General features: G+C 64.1%; 22 protein-coding genes. 16 read left to right on the top strand and 6 right to left on the bottom strand.

Translation table 11 applies throughout. The features are described from left to right. Positions 1 to 10 precede the first annotated feature (10 nt). A complete protein-coding gene (locus JLZ96_RS02310; RefSeq protein WP_057474070.1) occupies positions 11 to 490 on the bottom strand; it encodes a DUF4188 domain-containing protein in 480 nt (159 codons plus the stop codon). Positions 491 to 571: 81 nt separating this feature from the next. Between JLZ96_RS02310 and JLZ96_RS02305 the strand changes: the two genes are divergently transcribed. Further along, a complete protein-coding gene (locus JLZ96_RS02305; protein WP_201009432.1) occupies positions 572 to 1,165 on the top strand; it encodes a TetR/AcrR family transcriptional regulator in 594 nt (197 codons plus the stop codon). On the opposite strand, the gene JLZ96_RS02300 is transcribed toward JLZ96_RS02305, so the two are convergent. Both JLZ96_RS02300 and JLZ96_RS02295 read right to left on the bottom strand, forming a co-directional pair. After that, a complete protein-coding gene (locus JLZ96_RS02300) occupies positions 1,159 to 2,082 on the bottom strand; it encodes a YdcF family protein (protein ID WP_201009431.1) in 924 nt (307 codons plus the stop codon). The genes JLZ96_RS02305 and JLZ96_RS02300 overlap by 7 nt on opposite strands. A 127-nt stretch (positions 2,083 to 2,209) precedes the next feature. Further along, a complete protein-coding gene (locus JLZ96_RS02295; RefSeq protein WP_032370974.1) occupies positions 2,210 to 2,464 on the bottom strand; it encodes a hypothetical protein in 255 nt (84 codons plus the stop codon). A 107-nt stretch (positions 2,465 to 2,571) separates the two neighbouring features. Here JLZ96_RS02295 and JLZ96_RS02290 point away from each other — a divergent pair, with 107 nt between their 5' ends. The 7 genes from JLZ96_RS02290 to JLZ96_RS02260 all read left to right on the top strand — a co-directional run bounded on the left by JLZ96_RS02290 (position 2,572) and on the right by JLZ96_RS02260 (position 13,591). Continuing rightward, on the top strand, positions 2,572 to 3,087 hold the full coding sequence (locus tag JLZ96_RS02290) for a DinB family protein (protein ID WP_032387486.1): 516 nt from the start codon (positions 2,572 to 2,574) through the stop codon (positions 3,085 to 3,087). Positions 3,088 to 3,136: 49 nt separating this feature from the next. Further along, positions 3,137 to 4,663, top strand: coding sequence for an aldehyde dehydrogenase family protein (locus JLZ96_RS02285; RefSeq protein ID WP_057474068.1), 1,527 nt, complete (start codon positions 3,137 to 3,139; stop codon positions 4,661 to 4,663). 24 nt (positions 4,664 to 4,687) lie between these two features. Then, on the top strand, positions 4,688 to 6,199 hold the full coding sequence (locus tag JLZ96_RS02280; RefSeq protein WP_032407077.1) for an APC family permease: 1,512 nt from the start codon (positions 4,688 to 4,690) through the stop codon (positions 6,197 to 6,199). 12 nt (positions 6,200 to 6,211) lie between these two features. Next, positions 6,212 to 7,759 (top strand): GMC family oxidoreductase, encoded by a 1,548-nt coding sequence (locus tag JLZ96_RS02275; RefSeq protein WP_201009430.1) that lies wholly within the window; start codon positions 6,212 to 6,214, stop codon positions 7,757 to 7,759. Next, positions 7,749 to 9,698 carry a putative nucleotidyltransferase substrate binding domain-containing protein gene (locus tag JLZ96_RS02270; RefSeq protein WP_201009429.1) on the top strand — a complete coding sequence of 650 codons (1,950 nt, stop codon included), beginning with the start codon at positions 7,749 to 7,751 and terminating at the stop codon, positions 9,696 to 9,698. Before JLZ96_RS02275 ends, JLZ96_RS02270 begins: the two co-directional genes overlap by 11 nt. A gap of 24 nt (positions 9,699 to 9,722) precedes the next feature. Then, positions 9,723 to 12,401, top strand: a complete 2,679-nt coding sequence (locus tag JLZ96_RS02265) for a glucosidase (protein ID WP_236253814.1) — start codon at positions 9,723 to 9,725, stop codon at positions 12,399 to 12,401. Between the two features lie 83 nt (positions 12,402 to 12,484). Further along, entirely contained in the window at positions 12,485 to 13,591 is a 1,107-nt protein-coding gene (locus JLZ96_RS02260; RefSeq protein WP_032387270.1) for an alcohol dehydrogenase catalytic domain-containing protein, read from the top strand. Positions 13,592 to 13,594: 3 nt separating this feature from the next. Here JLZ96_RS02260 and JLZ96_RS02255 read toward each other — a convergent pair whose 3' ends face one another. After that, positions 13,595 to 14,383, bottom strand: coding sequence for an ABC transporter ATP-binding protein (locus tag JLZ96_RS02255; protein WP_201009428.1), 789 nt, complete (start codon positions 14,381 to 14,383; stop codon positions 13,595 to 13,597). Positions 14,384 to 14,476: 93 nt separating this feature from the next. Here JLZ96_RS02255 and dapB point away from each other — a divergent pair, with 93 nt between their 5' ends. From dapB to JLZ96_RS02240, 3 genes are read left to right on the top strand one after another with little or no spacing between them, the layout of a single operon-like run. Next, the gene (dapB, locus tag JLZ96_RS02250) at positions 14,477 to 15,235 is read left to right on the top strand and encodes a 4-hydroxy-tetrahydrodipicolinate reductase (protein ID WP_027496797.1); all 759 of its coding nucleotides are present in this window, start codon (positions 14,477 to 14,479) and stop codon (positions 15,233 to 15,235) included. A gap of 50 nt (positions 15,236 to 15,285) precedes the next feature. Continuing rightward, complete coding sequence (locus tag JLZ96_RS02245; protein ID WP_063216903.1) at positions 15,286 to 15,705, top strand: hypothetical protein; 420 nt, start codon at positions 15,286 to 15,288, stop codon at positions 15,703 to 15,705. A 5-nt stretch (positions 15,706 to 15,710) separates the two neighbouring features. Beyond that, positions 15,711 to 16,163: a flavodoxin family protein gene (locus tag JLZ96_RS02240; RefSeq protein ID WP_201009427.1), complete on the top strand. Its 453-nt coding sequence runs from the start codon at positions 15,711 to 15,713 to the stop codon at positions 16,161 to 16,163. A 56-nt stretch (positions 16,164 to 16,219) separates the two neighbouring features. Here JLZ96_RS02240 and JLZ96_RS02235 read toward each other — a convergent pair whose 3' ends face one another. Continuing rightward, a complete protein-coding gene (locus JLZ96_RS02235) occupies positions 16,220 to 16,672 on the bottom strand; it encodes a hypothetical protein (RefSeq protein WP_057474063.1) in 453 nt (150 codons plus the stop codon). 137 nt (positions 16,673 to 16,809) lie between these two features. On the opposite strand from JLZ96_RS02235, the gene JLZ96_RS02230 reads away from it, so the two are divergent. From JLZ96_RS02230 to zwf, 3 genes are all read left to right on the top strand, one after another. Then, positions 16,810 to 18,180 (top strand): OFA family MFS transporter, encoded by a 1,371-nt coding sequence (locus tag JLZ96_RS02230; protein WP_027496813.1) that lies wholly within the window; start codon positions 16,810 to 16,812, stop codon positions 18,178 to 18,180. 148 nt (positions 18,181 to 18,328) lie between these two features. Further along, complete coding sequence (locus JLZ96_RS02225; protein WP_032372575.1) at positions 18,329 to 19,537, top strand: winged helix-turn-helix domain-containing protein; 1,209 nt, start codon at positions 18,329 to 18,331, stop codon at positions 19,535 to 19,537. Positions 19,538 to 19,585: 48 nt separating this feature from the next. Next, complete coding sequence (gene zwf, locus JLZ96_RS02220) at positions 19,586 to 21,040, top strand: glucose-6-phosphate dehydrogenase (RefSeq protein ID WP_201009426.1); 1,455 nt, start codon at positions 19,586 to 19,588, stop codon at positions 21,038 to 21,040. Between the two features lie 30 nt (positions 21,041 to 21,070). Here zwf and JLZ96_RS02215 read toward each other — a convergent pair whose 3' ends face one another. Then, on the bottom strand, positions 21,071 to 21,547 hold the full coding sequence (locus tag JLZ96_RS02215; protein WP_201009425.1) for a hypothetical protein: 477 nt from the start codon (positions 21,545 to 21,547) through the stop codon (positions 21,071 to 21,073). 126 nt (positions 21,548 to 21,673) lie between these two features. On the opposite strand from JLZ96_RS02215, the gene thyX reads away from it, so the two are divergent. Both thyX and dapA read left to right on the top strand, forming a co-directional pair. Beyond that, positions 21,674 to 22,453, top strand: coding sequence for an FAD-dependent thymidylate synthase (gene thyX, locus JLZ96_RS02210; RefSeq protein WP_228139203.1), 780 nt, complete (start codon positions 21,674 to 21,676; stop codon positions 22,451 to 22,453). 99 nt (positions 22,454 to 22,552) lie between these two features. Continuing rightward, complete coding sequence (dapA, locus tag JLZ96_RS02205) at positions 22,553 to 23,461, top strand: 4-hydroxy-tetrahydrodipicolinate synthase (RefSeq protein ID WP_027496818.1); 909 nt, start codon at positions 22,553 to 22,555, stop codon at positions 23,459 to 23,461. Positions 23,462 to 23,529 lie beyond the last annotated feature (68 nt).

Genomic DNA, 23,529 nt, shown 5'->3' with positions numbered 1-23,529 from the left:
TCGTACAGGCTTACTTCGCGGACTTCATTCGCTGCTTCCACGTGTGCGAGCCGGCGCCGACGGGGATTCCACCGATGGCTCCCGCGAGGCCGAATGTCGGCATGTTGACGTAGATCGCTTCACTGTCCTGGGCTGTCGCGGTATAGGTTTCGTGCCATACGCCGACATGGCCGGTCGCAGCGACCGATCGGTTGAAGGCACGCCATGCGGGGGCATGTGGTGCGTCGGGATCGGAGGCGAATCGCGTCAGGTCTTCCGCGTTGCGCCAGTAACTGACGAGCATGGTGGTGCGGCCCAACCACGAGTGGTAGCCGAGCAGTCCGGAGGTGGGATCCTGCTCGAGGTGGCTGAGCATCCGCGGCATCGCGCGCGCGGCAGGAAGCCAGGAGCGAACGGCAAGGGGATTGTTGATGCGCATTCCGATGAGGAAGACCGTGACGGTGTCGCGGTCGGATTCGACCGTGGTGCGGCCGTCGATGATGGATTGCATGACGTGTTCCCGTCTGTTCGTTTCGGGGCCGAGTGCATGACGTGACACTGTTATAAAACACTGTTGTGATAGATTTCGCAAGTGGCGAGACCCAGAATTCACGATGCCGAACTGCGCACCCGGCTACTCGAGGCCGCGGCGGAAACCGTTGCGCGCCATGGCGTCGATTCGTTGTCGTTGCGTAAACTCGCGGCCGCGCAGGGCACCTCGACCACGGCCATCTACTCGCTGTTCGGCGGTCGAGCGGAGCTGCTGGTGGCTTTGTTCGGCGCGTCGTTCTTGAGTTTCGGTGACGCGCAACGCAGCGTTCCTGTCACCGGGGAATCCGAGGTCGACCTGCGCGAACTGGCATTTGCGTACCGCCGCTGGGCCATGGCCAACCCACACCTCTACGCAGTGATGTTCGGCGGAGTGCTCGGTTCGGTCGACGTGTCCGATCAGGCACACCTCGCGGCCGCCGCGATGGATCCGCTTCGGGCGGCGGTGGCGAGCGCCGTCGAGGCAGGCACGATGAGCGGCGCGTCGGTGGACGTGATCAGCCACTCGTTCTGGGCGATCGTGCACGGTCTGGTGTCGCTCGAGTTGTCGATACCCGGGATGGCCGACGACGAGGATCGTCGGGTGATGTTCGACGCCGGGGCGGCGTCGGTGCTGCGCGGGTGGATGCGTCAGTAGGTGCGCGGTATCCCGATGATCTTGGTGGCGTCGACGGTCATGCCCAACCGTGCTGTCGGTGCGAGCGCGGGCAGGGCCGGAAGATCGTCGGGGGTGGATGTGGCAGCACCGATCACGTCGGCACCGGCGATCTCGAAGTCGGAGATCGCTCGCCGAAGATGGCTGGGAGTTGTTGCGAGCACCAGATTCACAGCACCGATCTCAGCGGCCAGTGAGGTGGCGCGCTGCGCATTCTGCACCGTCGAATTCGCAGTGGACTCGGCGTGAATGCGGTCGGCCGCAATCTCGTTGTCGATCAGCCACTTCTTCATCGCTTCGGCTTCGGTGACGCCGCGCTGCGGATTTCCACCGGTGATAATGATGGGTGATTCGGGGGAACGCTCGGCGACCGCGGCAGCGGATTTCAAGCGCTGCACCAATTCCGGTGCCATACTGCCGTCGTCGTTCAGGCCCAGGCCGAGCACCACGATTGCCGTCCTCACGCCATCGGTCTCAGGCGCGAAGTCGATCGCCTCCGTCGCCGCCTCGTCGATGACTTCGATAGCCCGATCCACCGCATCGGCAAGCGGGGGAGACAGGGCGTGCAGGCGGGCCGAGTGCTGCGCTCGCGCGTCGGCATCATCGGTTGCGTTGGCGTAGAACGTCTGCAGTGCTGCGACATTGGCATCGTTCGGTGCGGCGGTGGCAACCGCGTCCAGTGCGGCGAAACCGGCCTCGTAGCGACCCTTGACCAGAGCATTCTGCGCATCGTTGTACTGCTGCGGGTCGGCCGAACGTACTGCGTCAGCAATCGTTGGGGTCGAGATCGGCGCAGCGGGCTCGGCCGTCGCCGAACTGGATCCCATGGCGAGCCCGAACACGGCGACACAGGAGACCACGGCAACGCGAATCGACGGTTGTTGTCGGCCGGATCGCATTGTCAGCTGCCCTCCTGAACGATGACGGGTTTTCGTCACCCTAGCTCAGTTCGGTGCCAGTGTGGCTGGTGTGATCCGAGTTGCTCGAGTTACAGGAATGTACTTCGGTGTCGGCTGAACTCGATCGTCACATCGTGACCGGAGCGCGTCCGCGGTCGGCTGGTTCGATGGTCACCTCGGCGTCGGGAAGGAAAACTCGCTCGGTCGTGGTGGTTCCGTCGACGCCATCGGTGACCGTCACCGCCACGTTCTCGGCAACCTGTCCAGCGCTCTCGATGAACCCGGTCGCGACACCCTCCTCGATGAGGAGATGATCACCCACCAACAGAAGAAGCTCATCCGCCGTCACCGTTCGCCTGCCGCCCACATCTTCGATTGTCATGAATCCCACCGTAGTGTGAATTGTCCGAATGGGTTGTTGCTGGGGCTTCGCACTCTGTTTCGGGCGGGTCGTTCGGCAGGAGCCACTTCGTGCTCGACAATCGCAGTATGAGCTTCACCGCGCCCACGCCCGATCCCGTCGACGGTCCGCTCGTCGGTGACGACAGACCCATTCTCGAAGGAATGCTGCGTTGGCATCGAGCCACGTTGTCGAACATCTGTGCCGGTGCCGATGCCGAACAGCTTGCGCAACGCCCCTTCTCGCACTCGACGCTCTCACTCCTCGGCCTCGTCCGGCACCTCGCGAAGGTCGAACGCATCTGGTTTCGAGAGCGACTGGCGTCGATGTCGTTCGATCCGATGTACGACGCTGCGTTGGGTAAGGATTCCGACTTCCTGGGCGCGACGGAATCGAGTGCAGAGTCGGACTTCGCGCGATTCGCTGCCGAGTGCGAGGCCTCGGACGTGGTCGCTGCCCAATACTCGTTCGAGGATCCGGTCGACTGTCGCGGCGGGCCGATGTCATTGAGGATGGTCTACGTGCACATGATCAGTGAATATGCGCGGCACAACGGGCACGCGGACATCATCCGCGAACAGATCGATGGAGTCACCGGCCGCTGAGGCATACCGTAGACACACCAACAGGCCCCCACACGGAAGAAGGTGTCGAGTGACCGACTCCGATGCAGGATTCGACCCGAGCTCACTGCGGCCGTCGTTGTTCATCGACGGGCAATGGCAGGGAGCCGGTGACGGCGGGACCCGCGACATCGTCGATCCGTCCAACGGCAGCGTGGTGGCCGTCGTCGACGAGGCGACACCCGACGATGCCCTGGCTGCGGTTGCCGCGGCGCGGGCAGCGTTCGACGACGGCCCCTGGCGCTCGGTGACGGTGGGTGAGCGCAGTGATCTGCTCAATCGCATCGCGGACTTGCTCCAACGGGACAAGGCGAAGTTGGCGCATATCGAGACCCTCGATACCGGAAAGACGTTCGGCGAGAGTGAGATCGATATCGACGACGTCACCTCGGTGTTCCGCTTCTATGCCGATCTCGCTGTGGTGCAGGCAGATCGACTGATCGACGTCGACCGTCCGGAAATTCTGAGCCGAGTGGTGCACGAGCCCATCGGTGTCTGCGTGATGATCGCACCCTGGAACTACCCGCTGTTGCAGATCTCGTGGAAAATCGCCCCCGCCTTGGCTGCTGGGTGCACCATGGTGCTCAAACCCAGCGAGGTGACGCCACTGAGCACCATCGCGTTCACCAAGCTCGTGGAAGAAGCGGGAGTGCCTGCCGGTGTGGTCAACCTGCTGCAGGGCAGCGGCGCAACGCTCGGAGATGCGCTCACCAGGAACCGCGACGTCGACTTCATCTCCTTCACCGGCGGACTCGCCACCGGCAGGCACATTCTTGCCGCGGCCGCGGAGAACGTCACGAAGGTGGCGGTGGAACTCGGGGGGAAGAATCCACACATCGTCTTCGCCGACGCGGTGGCCGACGAGCAGTCGTTCGCCGATTCGGTCGACAACGTGCTGACCGGAGTGTTCCTACATTCCGGTCAGGTGTGTTCGGCCGGTACCCGACTGATCATCGAGGAATCAGTGGCCGACCGGTTCGTGGCCGCCGTGGCAGAGCGTGCGAAGACCATCGTGATGGGGCCGGGTATGGACCCGGCCAGCGAGACCGGACCGCTGGTGTCGCAGGCGCAGCGCGAGAAGATCGAAGGCTTCGTGGCGACGGGTATCGAGGAGGGGGCCACCTTGGTCATAGGAGGTACCAAGCCGGACGATCCGTCCTTGAGCAAAGGTAGCTATTTCCTGCCCACCATCTTCGATCACTGCGATCGGTCGATGAATATCGTGCAAGACGAGACGTTCGGGCCCATACTCACTGTGGAGCGATTCGACACCGAGGCCGAGGCGCTTCTGCTGGGTAACGATACGAATTACGGTCTCGCCGCGGGTGTTCGGACGTCCGACGCCGCGCGAGGCGAAAGAATGGTGCGTGGGCTTCGTCATGGAACGGTGTGGCTCAACGACTTCGGTGTCTACACGGCGGCCGCGGAATGGGGCGGCTTCAAGCAGTCCGGGAACGGCCGCGAACTCGGACCGTCCGGTATGTCCGAATATCAAGAAGCGAAGCATATTTGGCACAACACCTCACCTACAGCGGCGGGGTGGTTCGGTACCCGATAGAGCACGATGGGAAAGGCCACAGGCATGGCAATACTGAACGACAATTCGAGCGGAATGGACGATTTCGGTTACAAGGAATCGCTCGACCGCAGTCTCGGCAAATTCGCCAGCTTCGCCGCAGGCGTCAGCTACATCTCGATCCTCACCGGCACCTTTCAGCTGTTCTACTTCGGCTTCGGCACCGCCGGACCGGCATACCTGTGGTCGTGGCCTGCGGTCTTCGTCGGTCAGCTCTGCGTGGCACTGTGCTTCATGGAGTTGGCCGCGAAGTATCCGGTGGCGGGATCGGTGTACAACTGGGCGAAGCTGTTGGGCCGCAGGATCGTCGGTTGGTCGGCGGGCTGGTTGATGCTCACGGCATCGATCGTGACACTGGCCGCCGTTGCCCTCGCTCTGCAGCTGAATCTGCCACGTATCTGGAGCGGATTTCAGATCATCGGTGACGGCTCGGGTGCCACCGACTTCGCGGCCAATGCAGTGCTGCTCGGTGCGATTCTGATCGCCATCACCACCACGATCAACGCGCTGGGCGTTCGACTGATGGCGATGATCAACAGTGCGGGTGTGTTCATCGAACTCATCGCGGCCGTGCTCATCGCGATCTTGCTCGCGGCCAACATCACTCGGGGACCCGAGGTGTTCTTCTCCACCAACGGCTACGGTGCCGGTGAGAGCGGCGGCTACCTCGGTGCCTTCCTGGTCGCGTCGCTGGCGTCGGGATACGTCATGTACGGATTCGACACCGCGAGCTCGCTCGGGGAGGAAACCGTCGAACCTCGGCGCACCGCTCCCAAGGCGATCTTTCGCGCCATCCTCGCGTCGTTCGTCATCGGTGGAGCCATCCTGGTGTTCGCCGTCATGGCCGCGCCGGACCTGAACGATCCTTCCCTCGGCAGCCCCGACGGCAGCCTGCAATCCATCGTCGAATCGGTGATGTGGGGCCCGCTCGGCACCGTCTTCCTCATCTGCATCGTCATTGCGGTCTTCGTCTGCTCACTGGCAGTACACACCGCGGCGATCCGGCTCACGTTCGCCATGGCGCGAGACAACGCGTTGCCCTTCGGCGAAAGCCTGGCCAAGGTGAATCCGAAGACGCAGACCCCGGTGGTGCCCGCGGTGACCATCGGAGTGCTGGCCATCGTGATCCTCGTCGTCAACATCGGTCAGCCGCAGATCTTCACGGTCCTCACCTCGATCGCGATCATCATGATCTATCTCGCGTATCTGATGGTCACCGGACCACTGTTGGTCAAGCGCATCAAAGGCGAGTGGCCGCCGGAGGATCTCAAACCCGGCGGATACTTCACGATGGGTAAGTTCGGCCTGCCGGTCAACATTGCGGCGGTGGTGTGGGGTGCCGGGATGGCGCTCAACCTCGCCTGGCCGCGCGAGGCCGTGTACGGAACCCCCTGGTACAACACGTTCGGTGCGTTCGTCTACATCGGTGGCATCCTGGGCGTGGGCCTGCTGTGGTACGCAATCAAGGGGCGCAAGCACATCGGCACTCTGAAATCACATGCCTCCACGGGCAACTAGAAGGAGCGTGCAGTGACAGACACCCAGTTCGATTACGTCGTCGCGGGAGGTGGCACGGCGGGGTGCGTCCTGGCCGCGCGGCTGAGCGAGGATCCTTCCGTCAGCGTCTGCCTGGTCGAGGCAGGTCCCACCGACGTCGGCGACAAAGCGATCCTGGAACTCGTCGAGTGGATGCATCTGCTCGACTCCGGCTATGACTGGGACTACCCCGTCGAACCGCAGGAACGTGGCAACAGCTTCATGCGGCATGCGCGTGCGAAAGTGCTCGGCGGCTGTTCGTCGCACAACTCCTGCATCGCTTTTCATCCGCCGGCCGAAACTCTCGACGATTGGGCTGCGGCCGGCGCGACGGGCTGGGGCGCGTCGAACATCCTTCCTTTCGTTGCGCGCGTGGAGAACAACGACACCGGCCGCGGTCACGACGGACCCGTGCGGATACGCGACGTGCCGCCGCACGATCCCTGCGGTGCGGCAGTGCTCGAATCGGCCGCCGGAATAGGCCTTCCGACAGTCGCATTCAATCGCGGAACGCCTGTACTCAACGGTGCGGGTTGGTTTCAGATCAATGCGGGTGAGGACGGGTCGCGTATGTCGACGTCCCATGCCTACCTGCACCCGATCATCGGCTCGCGGCCCAACCTCGAGGTGCGCACCGACTGCTGGATCAGCGAGATTCTGATCGACGAGTCGCTGACCGCGACGGGTGTGCGGTACCAACGCCCCGACCTGACCGGCTACGACACCGTGTCCGCGCGACGCGAAGTGATCGTCACCGCCGGTGCCATCGACACTCCGAAGTTGTTGATGCTCTCCGGAATCGGACCGGCGGCACACCTGCAGGAGATGGGAATCACCGTTCGGGTCGATTCACCGGGAGTGGGAGAGAACCTCGACGACCACGTCGAGGGGCTGGTGTTCTGGGAGGCGAGCAAGCCCATGGTCACCACGTCCTCGCAGTGGTGGGAGATCGGCGTGTTCGCGCAGACCGACTCGTCGCTGAACTACCCGGACATCATGATGCACTACGGCAGCGTGCCGTTCGACATGAACACTCTCCGATGGGGTTATCCGACCACCGACAACGGGTTCTGTTTGACGCCCAACGTCTCTCAGGGTCGTTCTAGGGGAACTGTTCGGTTGCGCAGCAGGGACTTTCGCGATCGCGCCAAGGTGGATCCGCGCTATTTCACCGATCCCGACGGCCATGACGACGCGGTGATGCTTGCCGGGCTGAAGCTGGCGCGCGCGATCGCCGCAGACGGTCCACTCGCGGGTTGGATCGAACGCGAACTCGCACCCGGGCCCGATGCCATCACCGACGATGATCTGCTCGACTACGTGCACAGGACCCACAACACGGTCTATCACCCGGCAGGCACGGCGCGGATGGGATCGGTGGACGACACCATGGCCGTGCTCGATCCCGAGTTGCGCGTCAAGGGCATCTCGAACCTACGCGTGGTCGACGCGTCGGCGATGCCGAAGCTGCCGTATGTCAATCCCAACATCACGGTCATGACCATGGCGGAAAAGTGCGCCGACCTGATCCGTGGCGGATAGATCGGAGCTTGCCGACTTCCTCGGCGCGCACCCACCGTTCCAAGGCGCGTCACCTGCGGTACTGACCGACATCGCCGGAGCAGCCGTCGAACTCGACTATGCCAGTGGCGCATGGGTTGTGGGCCCGACGTCGAAGCTCGATGTGGCCGACACCGTGTGGGTGGTGCGTACCGGTCGAGTGGTGATCGTGCACTCCGACGACACCTCGCCCGCCGCCGTACCGATCGACACCATCGGTCCGGGCGGGGTCTTCGGTTTCTCGGCGTTGCTCGTCGGCGGGACGGTCGAATTCTGTGCGCGCGCAACCGAGCCGAGCACCGTTCTTCGGTTGCCCGGAGAGCTGATTCGACCGCTGTTCGCAACGCCGACCGGGCTGGCGTTTCTGGCCGACGCCGTCACCTCGGCCAGCACGCATCGCGGTGGGGCGGCCGAGGGTAGTGCCGGCCGCGCCGTCGGCGAACTGCTCTCGGCCCCACCGGTGTTCGTCTCCGTCGGCACCTCCGTCCGAGACGCAGTTCGGCACATGACCGAACAGGGCAGCTCGTACGTCCTGGTTCCGCTGCGAGGTTCGCGCTACGGAATATTCACCGACCGTGACCTCAGGGTGCGGGTGGTCGCCGCGGGAATCGGCGTCGACACCCCGGTCGAGCACGTCATGACGTCGCCCACAGAGACGGTCACCGCGGACCGGTTGGCCGGCACCGTCCTGATGGACATGCTCGAGCTGGGACTGCGGCACATGCCCGTCGTGTCCAGCCGAGGCGAGGTTCTCGGCGTCGTCGAGGACTCCGATCTGCATGCCGCGTCCACGCGTCGCAGCTTCGTGGTTCGTCGCGCGGTGACCTCGGCAGCGACATCGGCCGAACTCGCCGACGCGGGAAGGCTCGTTCCGGGATTGGTGGCGGACCTGTTCCGGGGTGGGACCGACGCCCTGGCCGTCAGCGCGATTCTGTCCGTCGTGGTCGACAGCCTCGTTCGCCGAGCCGTGGAGATCGAATGGGCGGCGCGGCCCGAAGTACCGCGACACAACTTCGCCTGGATCACCCTGGGCAGCGTCGCCCGTCGGGAGGCGATGCCCTCCTCGGATGTCGACAGCGCTCTGACTTGGTCCGATACCACCGCCGACCCCTACGTGCGTGGACGATCGAACTCGGTGCCGAGAACTCGCGACGAAGTGCTGATGGGCCTGGCCGCTCGGGTACACGCGAGCCTCGACGGTGCCGGGTTGCCGTCCGACACCAACGGTGCGGTTGCGAGCTCGCCGAGATTCGCACGCTCGGCCGGGCAATGGGAAAGTGCCGCGGCCCACTGGCTCAGCAACCCTTTCGGCGATCGTGGCAAAGCAGGAACCTCTGGTCGTTCCGCAGGCTCCACTCCGGCTGGGGACTCCGGCCTCATCATGTCGTCGCTGATGATCGACGGCAGGGTGGTGTGGGGCCCGCGGGAGTTGAACACCGTTCCCGAGGCCTATCGCCGACTGCTGGTCGACAACCCCGATGCACTGCGGCTGCAACTTCGCGACGCCCTTGCCGGACGGGCCAGGCTGCGTTCGCTGCGCGACGTGCTGGCGCGGCGCGGCGGTACGTTCGACCTCAAGGCCCATGCACTGACTCCCATCGTCAATCTCGCTCGGTGGGGTGGACTGTCGGTGGGAATGGCCTCGGCCTCGACACCGGCGCGTCTGGCGGCCGCGTCGGGCAACGGGATGCTCTCCGAACGGGACGTCACGACGTTGACCGAGGTGTTCGCGTTGCTTCAACGGCTGCGGCTGTCACACCAGATCGATCAGATGACGGCAGGCCATCGGCCCGGTGATGTGCTGATCATGGCCGATCTCTCACCGCTCGAGCGCAGTCTGCTCACCGACGGCATCCGAGAGATCGCCGCGGTGCAACGCCGAGTCGGGTACCTCGCCGCCAATGTCGGCGTGCATCGCTGACCGGGAAGCACCAGACTGTGTGCCGTGACCACCAATCCCGTGAGCGTTCCCACCCCGTCCACCGTCGAACACAACCGTTTGGCGGAGTCACCAGGGGTCAGCGGGCCATGGCGTCAGTGGGGCCCGTATCTGGCGGGACGGCAGTGGGGCACGGTGCGCGAGGACTACTCCGAGGACGGAAACGCGTGGGCGTCGTTTCCGTTCGATCAGGCGCACAAGCGTGCCTACCGCTGGGGTGAGGACGGAATCGGTGGAATCTGCGATCGATTCGGTTTCCTGAATTTCGCGTTCGCCCTGTGGAATCGCAAGGATCCGATTCTGAAGGAACGACTCTTCGGGTTGGCCAACGAGGAGGGAAATCACGGCGAGGACGTCAAGGAGTATTTCTGGGCGATCGACGGCACTCCGACGCACAGTTGGATGCAGTGGCTCTACCGCTACCCGCACGCGGAGTATCCGTACGCGCACCTGCGCGAGGAGAGTGCCCGACGCGGCCGAGACGACCGCGAATACGAATTGGCCGATACCGGGATCCTGGACGAGAACCGGTTCTTCGACGTCCAGGTCACGTATGCGAAGGCCTCGCCCGACGACATCTGCATCACCATCTCCATCACCAACCACGGACCGGAGGCGGCGTCGGTCGATCTGCTGCCGCAACTGTGGCTGCGCAACACCTGGTCGTGGGGGCGCGACGATCGCGGCGGATCGCTCACCCAGCTGACCCGACCGGAAGTTCTGGCCGGCGGCCTCGAGGCCGTTGCCGCCGATCACGGCTTTCTCGGTCGGTACTACCTCAGTGCCGAGGGATCGCCGTCAGTGTTGTTCTGCGACAACGAAACCAATGCAGAGTCCTTGTGGGGGCAGGACAACCTGTCGAAGTACCCCAAGGACGGTATCGGCCGACATGTCGTCGACGGCGAACATGGTGCGGTGAACCCCGAGCAGACCGGAACGAAGGCTGCATTCTGGTATAAATTCGACGACATCGCCTCGGGCGCAACCGAATCGGTGCGACTGCGCTTGTCGCCCCATCGGCCGGACGAGCAGACGTTCGGTGCGGGATTCGACGCGGTCACCGGTGACCGTCGTGCGGAGGCGGACGAGTTCTACGGCGCAGTGATCGGTGCCGACCTCACCGATGCCGATCGACACGTGGCGCGGCGGGCATATGCGGGGCTGTTGTGGACCAAGCAGCTCTACCGCTACGACGTCGAGCAGTGGATCGAGGGCGACAAAGTGGGAGCCCCGGCTCCGCACTCGCGTCAGGACCCCAAGGGCCGTAACGCCCATTGGCGTCACCTCGCACTGGCCGATGTGATTTCGATGCCCGACGAGTGGGAATATCCGTGGTTCGCCGCGTGGGACTTGGCCTTTCACGCTATTCCTCTCGCACATGTGGACCCGGACTTCGCGAAGGAGCAGTTGGTCCTGATGTGCCGGGAATGGGCCATGCATCCCAACGGCCAACTGCCGGCCTACGAATGGGAGTTCGGCGACGTCAACCCTCCGGTCCACGCCTGGGCGGCCTGGCACGTCTATCGGATCGACGGGTACCGGGATCGCGAGTTCCTGGTCCGGGTGTTCACGAAGTTGCTGCTCAACTTCGCGTGGTGGGTCAATCGCAAGGATTCGGAGGGGTCGAACATCTTCGAGGGCGGGTTCCTCGGTATGGACAACATCGGATTGTTCAATCGCTCCGCTCCGCTGCCGCCCGGTTTCCGTCTGGAACAGTCCGACGCCACGAGTTGGATGGCGTTCTACTGCCAGCAGATGTTCAAGATCGCACTCGAGCTCGCGCGCCACGACAGCGCCTGGGACGACGTCGCGACCAAGTTCTTCTCGCATTTCCTCTCGATCGCGAAGGCGGTCAACTCGTTCGGTTCGCAGCACATTTCGCTGTGGCACGAGGAAGACGGATTCTTCTACGACGTCCTCGTGCAACCCGAGGGCGACGCGGTACCGATGCGAGTGCGATCCATGGTCGGTCTGCTTCCCATTCTCGGGGCCACGGAAATTCCGCCCTGGGTCGAGGCGGAGTGCCCGGACCTCGCGGCGCGGCTGCGGTGGGTTCAGCACCGTCGGCCGGAAATGGTCTCACCGCTGCTGGCGCGTCGGGAAGGCAACGAGGTGCGCCTTCTGCTCACCCTCGTGCAGCCCGAACGTCTCAAGCGGATCCTCTCTCGCATGTTCGACTCGGAAGAGTTCTTGTCGGAGTTCGGTATTCGTTCCTTGTCGGCTTCGTACCGCGAGCCGGTCACGTTCGACGTCGACGGTCGAAGCCTGTCCATCGAGTACGAGCCGGGGGAGTCGCGCACCGGAATGTTCGGGGGCAACTCCAATTGGCGAGGGCCGGTGTGGTTCCCGGTGAACGTGCTGTTGGCGGACAAGCTGCGCGCCTACGGGCGCTACTACGGCGACTCGTTCACCATCGAAATTCCCACCGGCTCGGGAAACCATCGCACTCTCACCGATGCCGCAGACTTGATCGACAACGGCTTGGCAGGACTGTTCCGTCCTGTCGACGGCAAGCGGCCTGCCGACGGTCGGCGGATCGAATCGAGTTCCGATCCACTGTGGAGTGAGCACCCCACGTTCAACGAGTACTTCGACGGAGACACCGGCGAGGGACTCGGAGCAACACACCAAACCGGCTGGACGGCGTTGGTTGCGCACCTGCTCAGGCCCCGTCTGCCGCTGTGAGGGCCTGCGGCCCATGTGAGTGGAACTTCGTAGTGGGCTACGAAGTTCCACGCACATGCGGCGCAGCCGCATAGTCTGGCGGGATGAAGATTCGCGGCGCTGTACTCGAAGAAATCGGCCGATCTCGTCCCTTCGCGGACTCGCATCCCATCACCGTCTCCGATCTCGAACTGGGCTCACCGGGTGACGGGGAACTGCTCGTCCGGATCGAAGCCGCCGGACTGTGCCACTCGGATCTGTCGGTGGTCGACGGTAATCGCGTTCGTCCGGTGCCGATGCTGCTCGGCCACGAGGCCGCGGGCCGCGTCGAGGAAGTCGGCGCGGGCGTCGACGACATAACAGTCGGAACCCGTGTGGTCATGACGTTCCTGCCGCGCTGCGGTGACTGCGCGGGGTGCGCCACGGACGGCCAGATGCCCTGCGTCGTGGGAAGCGCGTCGAACAATGCGGGCACGTTGCTCGGCGGAGACATCAAATTGCATCGAGACGGTGCCGAGATCAAGCACCACCTCGGAGTCTCCGGCTTCGCCACACACGCAGTGGTCAGTAGAAAGTCGGTGGTACCGGTCGACGACGACATCCCAGCCGACATCGCGGCGGTCCTCGGTTGTGCAGTGCTCACCGGCGGCGGCGCTGTCCTCAACGCCGGAACTCCGAAGCCGGGGCAGTCGGTGATGGTGGTCGGCCTCGGCGGAGTGGGCATGGCGGCCGTACTGACCGCGGTATCGATCGGTGCGGGTGAGGTCATCGGTGTCGACGGCGTCCCCGACAAGCTCGTCGCCGCAACCGATCTGGGTGCAACACAGGTTTATTCGCCTGCGGATCTCGCAGAGAAGGGGATCAAGGCGGACATCGTCATCGAGGCAGCGGGCAACGCCCGTGCATTCGAAACTGCAGTCGCGGCAACCGCTCCCGGCGGAAAGACGATCACCGTCGGCCTGCCTGCTCCCGACGCCCGTTCGTCGATCTCACCTCTCGGTCTGGTAGCCGAGGCGCGCACGATCATCGGTAGTTACCTCGGCTCGGCCGTCCCGGCACGCGACATTCCGACGTACGCCCAGATGTGGCGCGAGGGTCGACTGCCCGTCGAGAAGCTGATCTCCTCGCGCATCACGTTGGACGAGATCAACCGCGGCATGGACGAATTGGCCGACGGCAACGCCATCCGTCAGGTCATCGTTTTCGACTGACCGTCAGCGGTGGGCCGCGGTGGCCACCCACCGCCCACGACGGCGAGAGATGTCGATCGGATGGTCGAAGCACGTGCTGATGTTGTCCGTGGTCAGCACCGTGTCGACAGGCCCCTGAGCGTGCACGCGACCGTCGCGGATCAGCAACGCGTGGGTGGTCGAGGTGGGGATTTCCTCGAGATGGTGGGTGACCAGGATGCTGGCGAGCCCGGGATGTTCGGCACGCAGCGAGTCCAGCGCCGTCAGGAGTTGTTCGCGGGCAGCGAGATCGAGGCCGGTGGCGGGTTCGTCGAGTAGCAGCAGCGCCGGATCGGGCAGCAGTGCGCGAGCGATCAGTGCCCGGCCCCGCTCGCCCTGGGAGAGGGTGTGCCACGACGCGTCCACGCGGTGGGCAACTCCCAGCGACTCGACGAGCCGGTGGGCGCGAGCGACCTGGTCCTCGGTGGCCGACCATCTCGGGATCAGATCGGGAGTGTTGGTCAGTCCTGTCAGGACGACCTGGAGCAGAGTCAGCGGGGCCTCGATCTTCAGACGAGGATCGACGTGTCCGATGTGCGTGCGTAATTCGCGCATGTCCACTCGGCCCAGGCGGTGGCCCAGTACGTGCACCGCGCCCCGCGTGGGATGGACGACGGCTCCCAGCAAGCTGAGCAGGGTGCTCTTGCCGGCACCGTTGGCACCGAGCAACACCCAGTGCTCGCCCTCGTCGACCCGCACGGTCGCATCGCTGAGGAGATAGCGGCCGCCACGGACGAGATCGACGCGGTCGGCGAACAGAACGCTGGACTTCACCGACCGACCGTAGCTGCCGGTGTCGGGGGCCTGGAAGTAGGCTCGGTCTTCGGTAGGACGACAAGACGACGACGAAACGAGTGTGGGAACGACGTGAGTGCAACGGCACCTGTTCGAGTAGGGGTACTGGGGTCACGCGGCAAGGTCGGTCAGGCGATCTGCGCCGCAGTCGACGCAGCCGGCGATCTGGAGCTCGTGGCAACTGTCGACCAGGGCGATCCGCTGGCGAACTTCGTCGACAGCGGTGCGCAGGTGGTCGTGGATTTCACCCATCCCGATGTGGTCATGGACAACCTGCAGTTCTTGGTCGAGCACGGCATCCATGCTGTCGTCGGCACGACGGGTTTCGACGAGCAGCGGCTCGAGCAGGTTCGTGAGTGGTTGGCCGGATCGCCACAGACGGGTGTGTTGATTGCACCGAACTTCGCCATCGGAGCGGTGCTGTCGATGCGCTTCGCTCAGCAGGCAGCCCGATTCTTCGATTCCGTCGAGGTGATCGAGCTGCACCACCCGAACAAGGCCGATGCGCCCTCGGGGACCGCGTACCGTACCGCCGCGCTGATCGCCGAAGCGCGGGCGGCAGCGGGCACCCCGAAGAGTCCCGATGCGACGACGACGGAGCTCGACGGTGCTCGCGGAGCCGACGTGGACGGAGTGCGCGTGCACTCCATCAGACTGGCGGGACTCGTTGCGCACCAAGAGGTTCTGCTGGGGACACAGGGCGAGACGCTGAGCATCCGACACGACTCGCTGGACCGGACGTCCTTTGCGCCCGGCGTACTGCTCGGAGTCCGAGAGATCGCTGCCCGTCCGGGGCTGACCGTCGGCCTCGACCCGCTTCTGGATCTGTGAGCTGATCGACAGTGAACAAAGCGACCAAAGTCGTCGCCATCATTGCAGTGATGGTGTTGATCCTCGGGTTCTACTTCTTCCTGCTCGGACAGCGCGGAGTGACGTTGATCCAGAACGGCGGGGTGGCCAGTACTGCCCTGGGGATCGGGGTCATCCTGCTGCCGATCGTCGGGTTGTGGATCGTGTGGGCGACGCTCAAAGCAGGATTGGACCATCAGCGGCTGGCGTCGCGCATCCGAGAGGAAGGCCTCGAACTCGACGTCGACGATCTGCCGAGGAGGCCGTCGGGGCGCATCGAACGAGACGCAGCCGACGAACTCTTCCAACAGGTCAAGGCCGAATGGGAAAAAGATCCCGACAACTGGCGAAATTCGTATCGACTGGCGCGGGCCTACGATTACGCGGGTGATCGCGGGCGAGCTCGCGAGACCATGAAACGTGCTGTGGCACTGGAACGTGCCGAGAGCTGACGGACATGGCGCGCACTCTGCTGATCGTTCACCACACACCGAGCCCGCCGATGCGGGAACTGCTCGAATCGGTCCTCGCCGGAGCCCGTGACCCGGAGATCAGCGGTGTGGACGTGCGCAGTGTGCCTGCGCTCGGCGCGACAGTCCCGGATGTGCTTGCCGCCGATGGCTTTCTCTTCGGTACCCCGGCGAACTTCGGTTACATGAGTGGTGCCCTGAAACACTTCTTCGACACCGTCTACTACCCGAGTCTCGATGCGGTATCCGGAAAGCCCTACGGTGCGTGGGTGTACGGAAACAGTGACACCGCTGGTGCCGGGCGGGCAATCGAAAGTATTGCAGCGGGTTGGGGATTGGACCAGGTTGCCGAGACCGCTCACCTGGTGGACAGCGGCAAGGAGTCGCGGGAGCGCTGCTACGAACTCGGCGGGACGATCGCGGCCGGTCTGTCCGACTGACTGCGGCCCGAGTCGGCGTGTACGTCTCGGCACGCTGCGGCCGCGCGAGTACCGACTCAGTCCGACTCGACAGGGGAGTGGGATCGCAGCACGTCGTCGGCTGGGATCGACAACGGAATTTCCAGAAGTCGTTCCGGCCAACTCGGGTACGCGGGTCTGATCCAGACACGGTTGTCGTCGAGCTGAGTCATCAACACCCGGCGCCACTGCCAATCGTCTTGCGGTGTCAGCAGATCGGTCTCGGGCTGCAACGGCAGTGGGGCTTTCGTCCAGTGCGGCAACGACAGGGAAGCCAGTCCGCGTTCCTCCAGGGCGGCAATCGCGTCCTCCAGCGACACACCCAGCGCAACAGTGATACCCACTGGATTGACGGCATCGACCAGGTATCCCTCGTCGTGTTCGTCGTACGGGGCCGATTCACCCGCGCTGTGTGCGACGGTCCATCCGATCACCTCGCCGTCCGAGGCTCGCTTCACCGGCAATCTGCTACGCCACCGTTCGACATCCACTTGCCAGAGGATACCCGGCTCAATGTAGTGAGTTCGGTGAAGAAACTATGTCCGATTGTGAGCAGGCAGGGTGGTGCTCGTGTTTGACTGCAGGGGATAGTCGACATTTGTACCGCTCTCCATACCAAGGGATTTCGATGACCCTCCCCATTCTCGACCGCTCCAGAATCGTTGCTACGCCCGAGTGGAGTCGCTGGCTGATACCCCCGGCAGCCCTGTCGATACACCTGGCGATCGGATCTGCGTACGCCTGGAGCGTCTTCAAGAACGCCATCTCACAGCCCGACGCCCTGGGGCTCAGCGGAACGGTCACCGCCATACCGTTTCAGCTCGCCATCGTCATGCTCGGCCTGTCGGCCGCGATCTTCGGCACCAGAGTGGAGAAGAACGGCCCGCGTTGGGCGATGGCCGTCTCACTTGTCTTCTTCGTATCGGGACTGCTCATTTCCGCACTCGGCATGGCACTCGGCCAGTTCTGGCTGGTGATCTTCGGATACGGCTTCATCGGCGGTATCGGCCTCGGAATCGGATATATCTCGCCTGTGTCGACGCTGATGAAGTGGTTCCCGGACCGGCCGGGAATGGCGACCGGTATCGCGATCATGGGCTTCGGCGGCGGCGCCCTGATCGCGTCACCTCTCACCAGCCAACTGATGGTGAACTTCGGCGGCTTCACCGATGGTTCGATCGCCAAGACGTTCCTCACCCTCGGCGTCGGGTACGCGGTGTTCATGGCGCTGGGAGTCGTGCTGATCAGAGTCCCGGCCGAGGGGTGGACACCGAAAGGCTGGACGCCTCCCGCGGCGTCGGCGATGATCTCGACGCACAACGTCTCCGCGGCCAACGCCGTCAAGACTCCGCAGTTCTGGCTCTTGTGGGTGGTGTTGTGCTTCAACGTCACTGCCGGCATCGGCATCCTCGAACGCGGCTCCGGGATCTACCAAGACTTCTTTCCGGACGCCACCTCCCCGGAATCGTTGGCCGCGGCGGCCGCTGGTTTCGTGGCGTTCCTGTCTCTGACCAACATGATCGGTCGCTTCGTCTGGTCCTCGGTCTCGGACGTGGTGGGTCGCAAGAACATCTATCGTCTGTACCTCGGTGTCGGCGCGCTCCTCTACCTGTACATCGCCCTGTTCACCAACACGAACAAGATCCTCTTCATGGTGTCGGCGCTGTTGATCCTGTCGTTCTACGGCGCGGGATTCGCAACCGTTCCGGCCTATCTCAAGGACCTCTTCGGTACGTACCAGGTGGGCGCAATCCACGGACGACTGCTCACCGCATGGTCGGTGGCAGGTGTTCTGGGACCACTGATCGTCAACGCCATCGCCGACGCCGGCGAGGCGGGAACCACCGGCCGGTACCTCCCGGCCTTCTACGTGATGATCGGTTTGTTGGTCGTCGGGTTCCTGGCCAACGAAGCCATCAAACCGGTGGCGTCGAAATTCCATGAATCCGATTCGGCCGACGCCGCCGATTCGACGACCTCGACAGGAGCCAAGGCATGACCACCGCGCGAATGCAGGGAACGATGGTGATCGCATGGCTCTGGGTGTCCGTGCCGTTCGCCTACGGACTGTACGAGCTGATCCTCAAGGCCAAGAATCTCTTCAGCACCTGAACCACCGTGTCGGTGGATCGTGACAGGGTGGCCCGATGCGAGACATGAGCGCTGCCATGGCGCGCCGCACCGCCTTGGCCGCCCAAGGACTGGCGTCGGCCCGATCGCGCACGCGGCCGGCGAGCAAGAGCGCGGTGCACGGAGCCATCGACACCACCGGGTTGTTGCAGATCGATTCGGTGTCGGTGGTGGTGCGCGCGCACTACGCGCCGGTGTTCAGTCGCGTCGGTGCCTACGACAGAAAAATCCTCGACGACGCCGCCTGGACCGACACCACCCGACGCCCGAGGCGGTTGGTCGAATACTGGGCGCACGAGGCAGCGTTGCTCCCGGTGGAGGACTGGCCGCTGATGCGGTGGCGCATGGAGTTGTACCGACACGGTCGATGGGGTGGAGCCGCCCGCATTCTCGATCGTGAACCCACACTGGTGGACGATGTTCTCGCCGTGATCGCAGAGCACGGCGCGGCCAGTGCGGGTGAGATCGAGAAGCATCTCGACGTCGAGAAGCCCGGGCGCAAGGGTCCCTGGTGGGATCGAAGCGACGTCAAGGTCGTGTGCGAGCAACTCTTCGCTGCCGGAGTGGTCAGCGTGCCGGCACGGTCCGGGTTCGTTCGGCAGTACGAGCTCAGCGAACGGGTGCTTCCCGACGCTGTTCTCCGCAGGCAGGTCGACGAAGCGGATGCGGTGCGGGCCCTGATCGAAAAGTCCTCTCGTGCACTGGGAATCGGCACCGAGCCGGATCTGCGGGACTACTATCGGCTCTCCCAGAAGCAGTCCAAGGCCGCAATCGCCGACCTCGTGGAAGACGGCGTCCTGGAGCAGGTGTCCGTCCGAGGGTGGAACGCGCCGGCCTATGTGCACCGCGACGCCAGAACACCGAGGACTGCCACCGTCGCAACCCTGTTGTGCCCGTTCGATCCGATGATCTTCTATCGGCCGCGTGTGGAGAGAATTTTCGATTTCCACTATCGCATCGAGATATACACCCCGCAGCACAAGCGAATTCACGGGTACTACGTATTTCCCTTCCTGCTGGACGGCCATCTCGTGGCGCGCGTCGATCTCAAGGCCGTGCGGGCCAACTCGGAACTACACGTCATAGCGGCGTACGTCGAAGGCGACCGCGATCCACGCGACATCGCACCCCGGTTGCGCGACGTCCTGCACGAGATGGCGGAGTGGCTCGAACTCGAACGCGTGGTGGTGGGTACCCGAGGTGATCTCGTCGCTGCGCTGCGATGACATGATCCGGCGTGCGCTCGATCCGGATCGATGCCAGTATTTTCGAGCATGACCACTTTTCCGACAGGCATCGACACCGAACTTCCACCCCAGGTCGTCGTCCTGTTCGGGGCGACCGGAGATCTGGCCAAACGGAAATTGCTCTCCGGGATGATGCATTTGGCGTTGTCCGAGCTGGCACCGAACATCCGCGTGGTGGGTACCTCGCTCGAAGAGATGTCCACCGACGAATTTCGCGCCCTCGCTCGCGAATCGATCAATGCGTACTCCAGCCGCAAAGTCGGCGACGAACAGTGGCGGCAGTTCGCGTCGCGGCTGACGTACGTCTCGCAGAAAGCCGGGCCAGCGGCGCTGGGTGCCGCGGTAGCCGAGGCCGAGATCGAACTCGGAGACAACGCCAGGCGGTTGCACTACCTGTCGGTTCCGCCGAGAGCTGCACTGGCCGTTGTGGATACGCTCGCCTCCGCAGACCTGGTCAAGCGATCGCGCATCATCATGGAGAAGCCGTTCGGAACCGATCTGCAGAGCGCAATCGACCTGAACGCTCGCCTGCACGAGACCTTCGACGAAGAACAGATCTATCGAATCGATCACTTCCTCGGCAAGGAACCGGCGCAGAACATCCTGGCGTTCCGTTTCGCCAACGGGCTGTTCGAGCCGATCTGGAACCGCAACTTCATCGATCACGTCCAGATCGACATCCCGGAGGAGCTCGCCCTCGACGGTCGGGCCGGGTTCTACGAGTCCACCGGTGCGTACAAGGACATGGTCGTCACTCACCTGTTCCAGGTGCTCGCGTTCATGGCGATGGAACCGCCGACGGCACTCGAACCGCGTGCGATCGGTGAAGAGAAGAACAAGGTGTTTCGATCGATGGTCCCGCTGGACCCGAAAAATGTTGTGCGCGGGCAATATACGGGCTACCGCTCGGAGGAAGGTGTCGCCCCCGATTCCGACACCGACACGTTCGTGGCCCTGAAATGCGAAATAGACAACTGGCGCTGGGCCGGTGTGCCGTTCTACCTCCGTAGCGGAAAGCGTCTCGCCGAAGGCCAACGCATCATTTCGATAGCGTTCCGAGAGCCACCGAAGAGCATGTTCCCTGCCGGCTCGGGCGTCGGAGCGCAAGGTCCCGACCACCTCACCTTCGACCTGGCGGACGCATCCAAGGTGTCGCTGTCGTTCTACGGCAAGCGGCCCGGGCCCGGGATGCGGCTGGACAAACTGAGCATGCAGTTCGCCACACACGAAACCGAACGCGCCGGCGACGTGCTCGAGGCCTACGAGCGGTTGATCCTCGACGCCATGTACGGCGACCACACGCTGTTCACGACGGCAGAGGGTATCGAACGACTGTGGCAGGTATCGGAGCCGTTGCTGGCCGATCCACCGCCGGTGCGCCTGTACTCACCGGGGTCGTGGGGCCCCAACGCAATTCATCAACTCATCGCGCCGCATGCCTGGCGACTGCCGTTCGAGCGACAGTGGAGAGAGAAGAAGTAGAGGCGCGTGAAGAAACAGGGGAGAGAGCCCTCAGTTGTTCCAACCGCGGTCCCTGCGCATCTGATCTCGTAGCGCGCCCTGAACTGCTTGGGAGAGCCACGAGTTCAGGGACACCCCGCTGTTGTTCGCTGCGTCCTCGGCTCGTTCCTTGATCTGCTCGACGAGTCGGAGCGTGACGCGTCGTACCTCGCCCGAGACGTCGTCCATGGTCGGATACTCCTCGGCAACAGGCTCTTTGGGCTCGCCGTCGTGGTCCGATGTCGAATCGTTCCGTCGAACGTCTGCGTGTGCCTGTCCACCGTCCAGGCGGACGACCACGGTTCGATCGTCCAGTGCGTTCGACACCTCGGCCGCGAAGTCCGACAGGGCGGTCAGCAGCATCAACCGCGCCGACGCTTCCGCGGTCTTGCCGAGGGCCTCGGCTGTCTGCCGGGTGTGTTCATCGCCCAACGCCGCCGCGGCCATCAAATCGGTGCGCAGCGTGTCGGTGTACTGGCTCAGTTCCATGACGCCAGTGTGACGTCGTGAATGGCGTCAGTCAAGGCGTCGGGTGATGTCAGGTCGACGTCACGAAGGCATCAGCGGTGGCGTCGTGCGCGGCAGGGTGCGGTCGTCGCCGTTTAGGGTTGGGCGGTGTCGTCAGAAATCAGAGGTCGAGCTGCGCCTCGAACAGTCGCGCTGAACGTGCAGTTGGTGGCCCGAACCGAGTTCGTTCCACCCGCCGACATCCCGTGGGAGACCGACGCGGACGGTGGGCAGGCGTTGGTGGAATTCGCAGGCAGAGCGTGTTACCAGAGTTGGTCGAAACCGAACCCTCGCACTGCGACCAATGCGTCGTATCTGCGTCATCTGCTCGACGTCGGACACCTGTCGGTGCTCGAGCACGCGAGCGTGAGCTTCTACATCACCGGTATCTCTCGATCGTGCACACACGAGTTGATTCGGCATCGACATTTCTCGTACTCGCAGTTGTCGCAGCGCTTCGTGCCCGAACACGATGCCAACGTGGTGCTTCCGCCGGCCGTGGAGGGCGATCCCGAGCTCGAGGCCCTGTTCGCGTCGGCGACAGAGGCGAGTCGGGCCGCCTACAGCGAGTTGCTCGCTGCCCTCGACGGCAAACTGGAGTCGGTCACCAATGCTGCGTTGCGGGGCAAGCAGGCGCGGCAGGCCGCGAGATCGGTTCTGCCGAACGCGACCGAGACACGCGTGGTGGTGAGTGGGAACTACCGCGCTTGGCGGCATTTCGTGTCGATGCGGGCCTCGGAGCACGCGGACGTCGAAATTCGCCGCGTCGCCGTCGAATGTCTGCGTAAGCTCGTGGACGTGGCACCCGACGTGTTCGGCGACTTCGAGATCACGACCCAGCCGGACGGAACGGAAGTCGCACGCAGCCCCTTCGTCACCGAGGTCTAGGAATCGCGTTCGAGGCTCGAACGGACCGGCGCGGACCACCGGTGTCAGCGGGGAGTCCCGCTGCGTAGGAGTGGGTAAAGCACCGGGTAATCTGCTGCCATGACCTACGGTGACGCCGCTCCTTCCGTTGCGCCTGTGTTCGGTACGGTGCTCACCGCAATGGTGACCCCGTTCACGGCCGACGGGAAGTTGGATATCGACGCAGGCGTTCGGCTCGCGCATCATCTCGTCGAACAGGGAAACGACGGGCTGGTGCTGGCCGGGACGACGGGTGAGTCGCCCACCACCACCGAGAACGAGAAGCTCGAGCTGTTGCGCGCCGTGATCGCGGCTGTCGGACATCGGGCTCGAATCATCGCCGGGGCCGGGAGCAACGACACCGCACACAGCGTCGAACTGGCCCGTGATGCCGCTCGCGCCGGTGCGCACGGACTGCTCGTGGTCACCCCGTACTACTCCAGGCCACCGCAGGCGGGCCTCTACGCCCACTTCACTGCGGTCGCCAACGCCACCGATCTGCCAGTGATGCTCTACGACATTCCGCCTCGATCGGTCGTCCCCATCGAGACCGAAACGCTGCGTCGGCTCGCCGAGCACCCCCGCATTCTTGCCGTCAAGGATGCGAAGGGCGATCTCAACGCCGGTGCCGAGCTGATCGCGTCGACCGGTCTGCAGTTCTACTCGGGAGACGACCCGCTGAACCTGCCCTGGCTCTCGGTCGGCGCCACCGGGTTCGTCAGCGTCATCGGGCACCTCGTCCCGGCCCGTCTGCGCGAACTCCACACCGCATTCATGATGGGCGACATCGCCCGCGCCCAAGCGATCAACGTCAGCCTCATCCCGGTCATCCGTTCGGTGGCACGCCTCGGCGGCGTCAGCGCATCGAAGGCAGGCCTGCGCCTCATCGGACTCGATGTCGGCGAACCACGACTTCCCCAGGTGCCACCGAGCATCGATCACATCGAATTGCTCGCAGCCGAGCTGCGGGCGGCAGGAGTTCTTGTATGACACGACCTAACCGATCGCGCGGACGCGCAACCCGAAACGCCGGACCGCCGTCCGAGCGTCCCGTTGCC

It is taken from the genome of Rhodococcus sp. NKCM2511, assembly GCF_014905595.1.
GTDB lineage: Bacteria > Actinomycetota > Actinomycetes > Mycobacteriales > Mycobacteriaceae > Rhodococcoides > Rhodococcoides fascians.
Note: the sequence above shows the minus strand (reverse complement) of the source record. Positions and strands in the feature narration are given on the sequence as shown.

Coding starts and splice junctions, on each gene's coding strand:
- JLZ96_RS02310 (WP_057474070.1), bottom strand. CDS start 490: ATGCAATCCATCATCGACGGCCGCACCACGGTCGAATCCGACCGCGAC.
- JLZ96_RS02300 (WP_201009431.1), bottom strand. CDS start 2,082: ATGCGATCCGGCCGACAACAACCGTCGATTCGCGTTGCCGTGGTCTCC.
- JLZ96_RS02295 (WP_032370974.1), bottom strand. CDS start 2,464: ATGACAATCGAAGATGTGGGCGGCAGGCGAACGGTGACGGCGGATGAG.
- JLZ96_RS02290 (WP_032387486.1), top strand. CDS start 2,572: ATGAGCTTCACCGCGCCCACGCCCGATCCCGTCGACGGTCCGCTCGTC.
- JLZ96_RS02280 (WP_032407077.1), top strand. CDS start 4,688: ATGGCAATACTGAACGACAATTCGAGCGGAATGGACGATTTCGGTTAC.
- JLZ96_RS02260 (WP_032387270.1), top strand. CDS start 12,485: ATGAAGATTCGCGGCGCTGTACTCGAAGAAATCGGCCGATCTCGTCCC.
- JLZ96_RS02245 (WP_063216903.1), top strand. CDS start 15,286: ATGGTGTTGATCCTCGGGTTCTACTTCTTCCTGCTCGGACAGCGCGGA.
- JLZ96_RS02240 (WP_201009427.1), top strand. CDS start 15,711: ATGGCGCGCACTCTGCTGATCGTTCACCACACACCGAGCCCGCCGATG.
- JLZ96_RS02230 (WP_027496813.1), top strand. CDS start 16,810: ATGACCCTCCCCATTCTCGACCGCTCCAGAATCGTTGCTACGCCCGAG.
- JLZ96_RS02225 (WP_032372575.1), top strand. CDS start 18,329: ATGCGAGACATGAGCGCTGCCATGGCGCGCCGCACCGCCTTGGCCGCC.
- zwf (WP_201009426.1), top strand. CDS start 19,586: ATGACCACTTTTCCGACAGGCATCGACACCGAACTTCCACCCCAGGTC.
- JLZ96_RS02215 (WP_201009425.1), bottom strand. CDS start 21,547: ATGGAACTGAGCCAGTACACCGACACGCTGCGCACCGATTTGATGGCC.
- dapA (WP_027496818.1), top strand. CDS start 22,553: ATGACCTACGGTGACGCCGCTCCTTCCGTTGCGCCTGTGTTCGGTACG.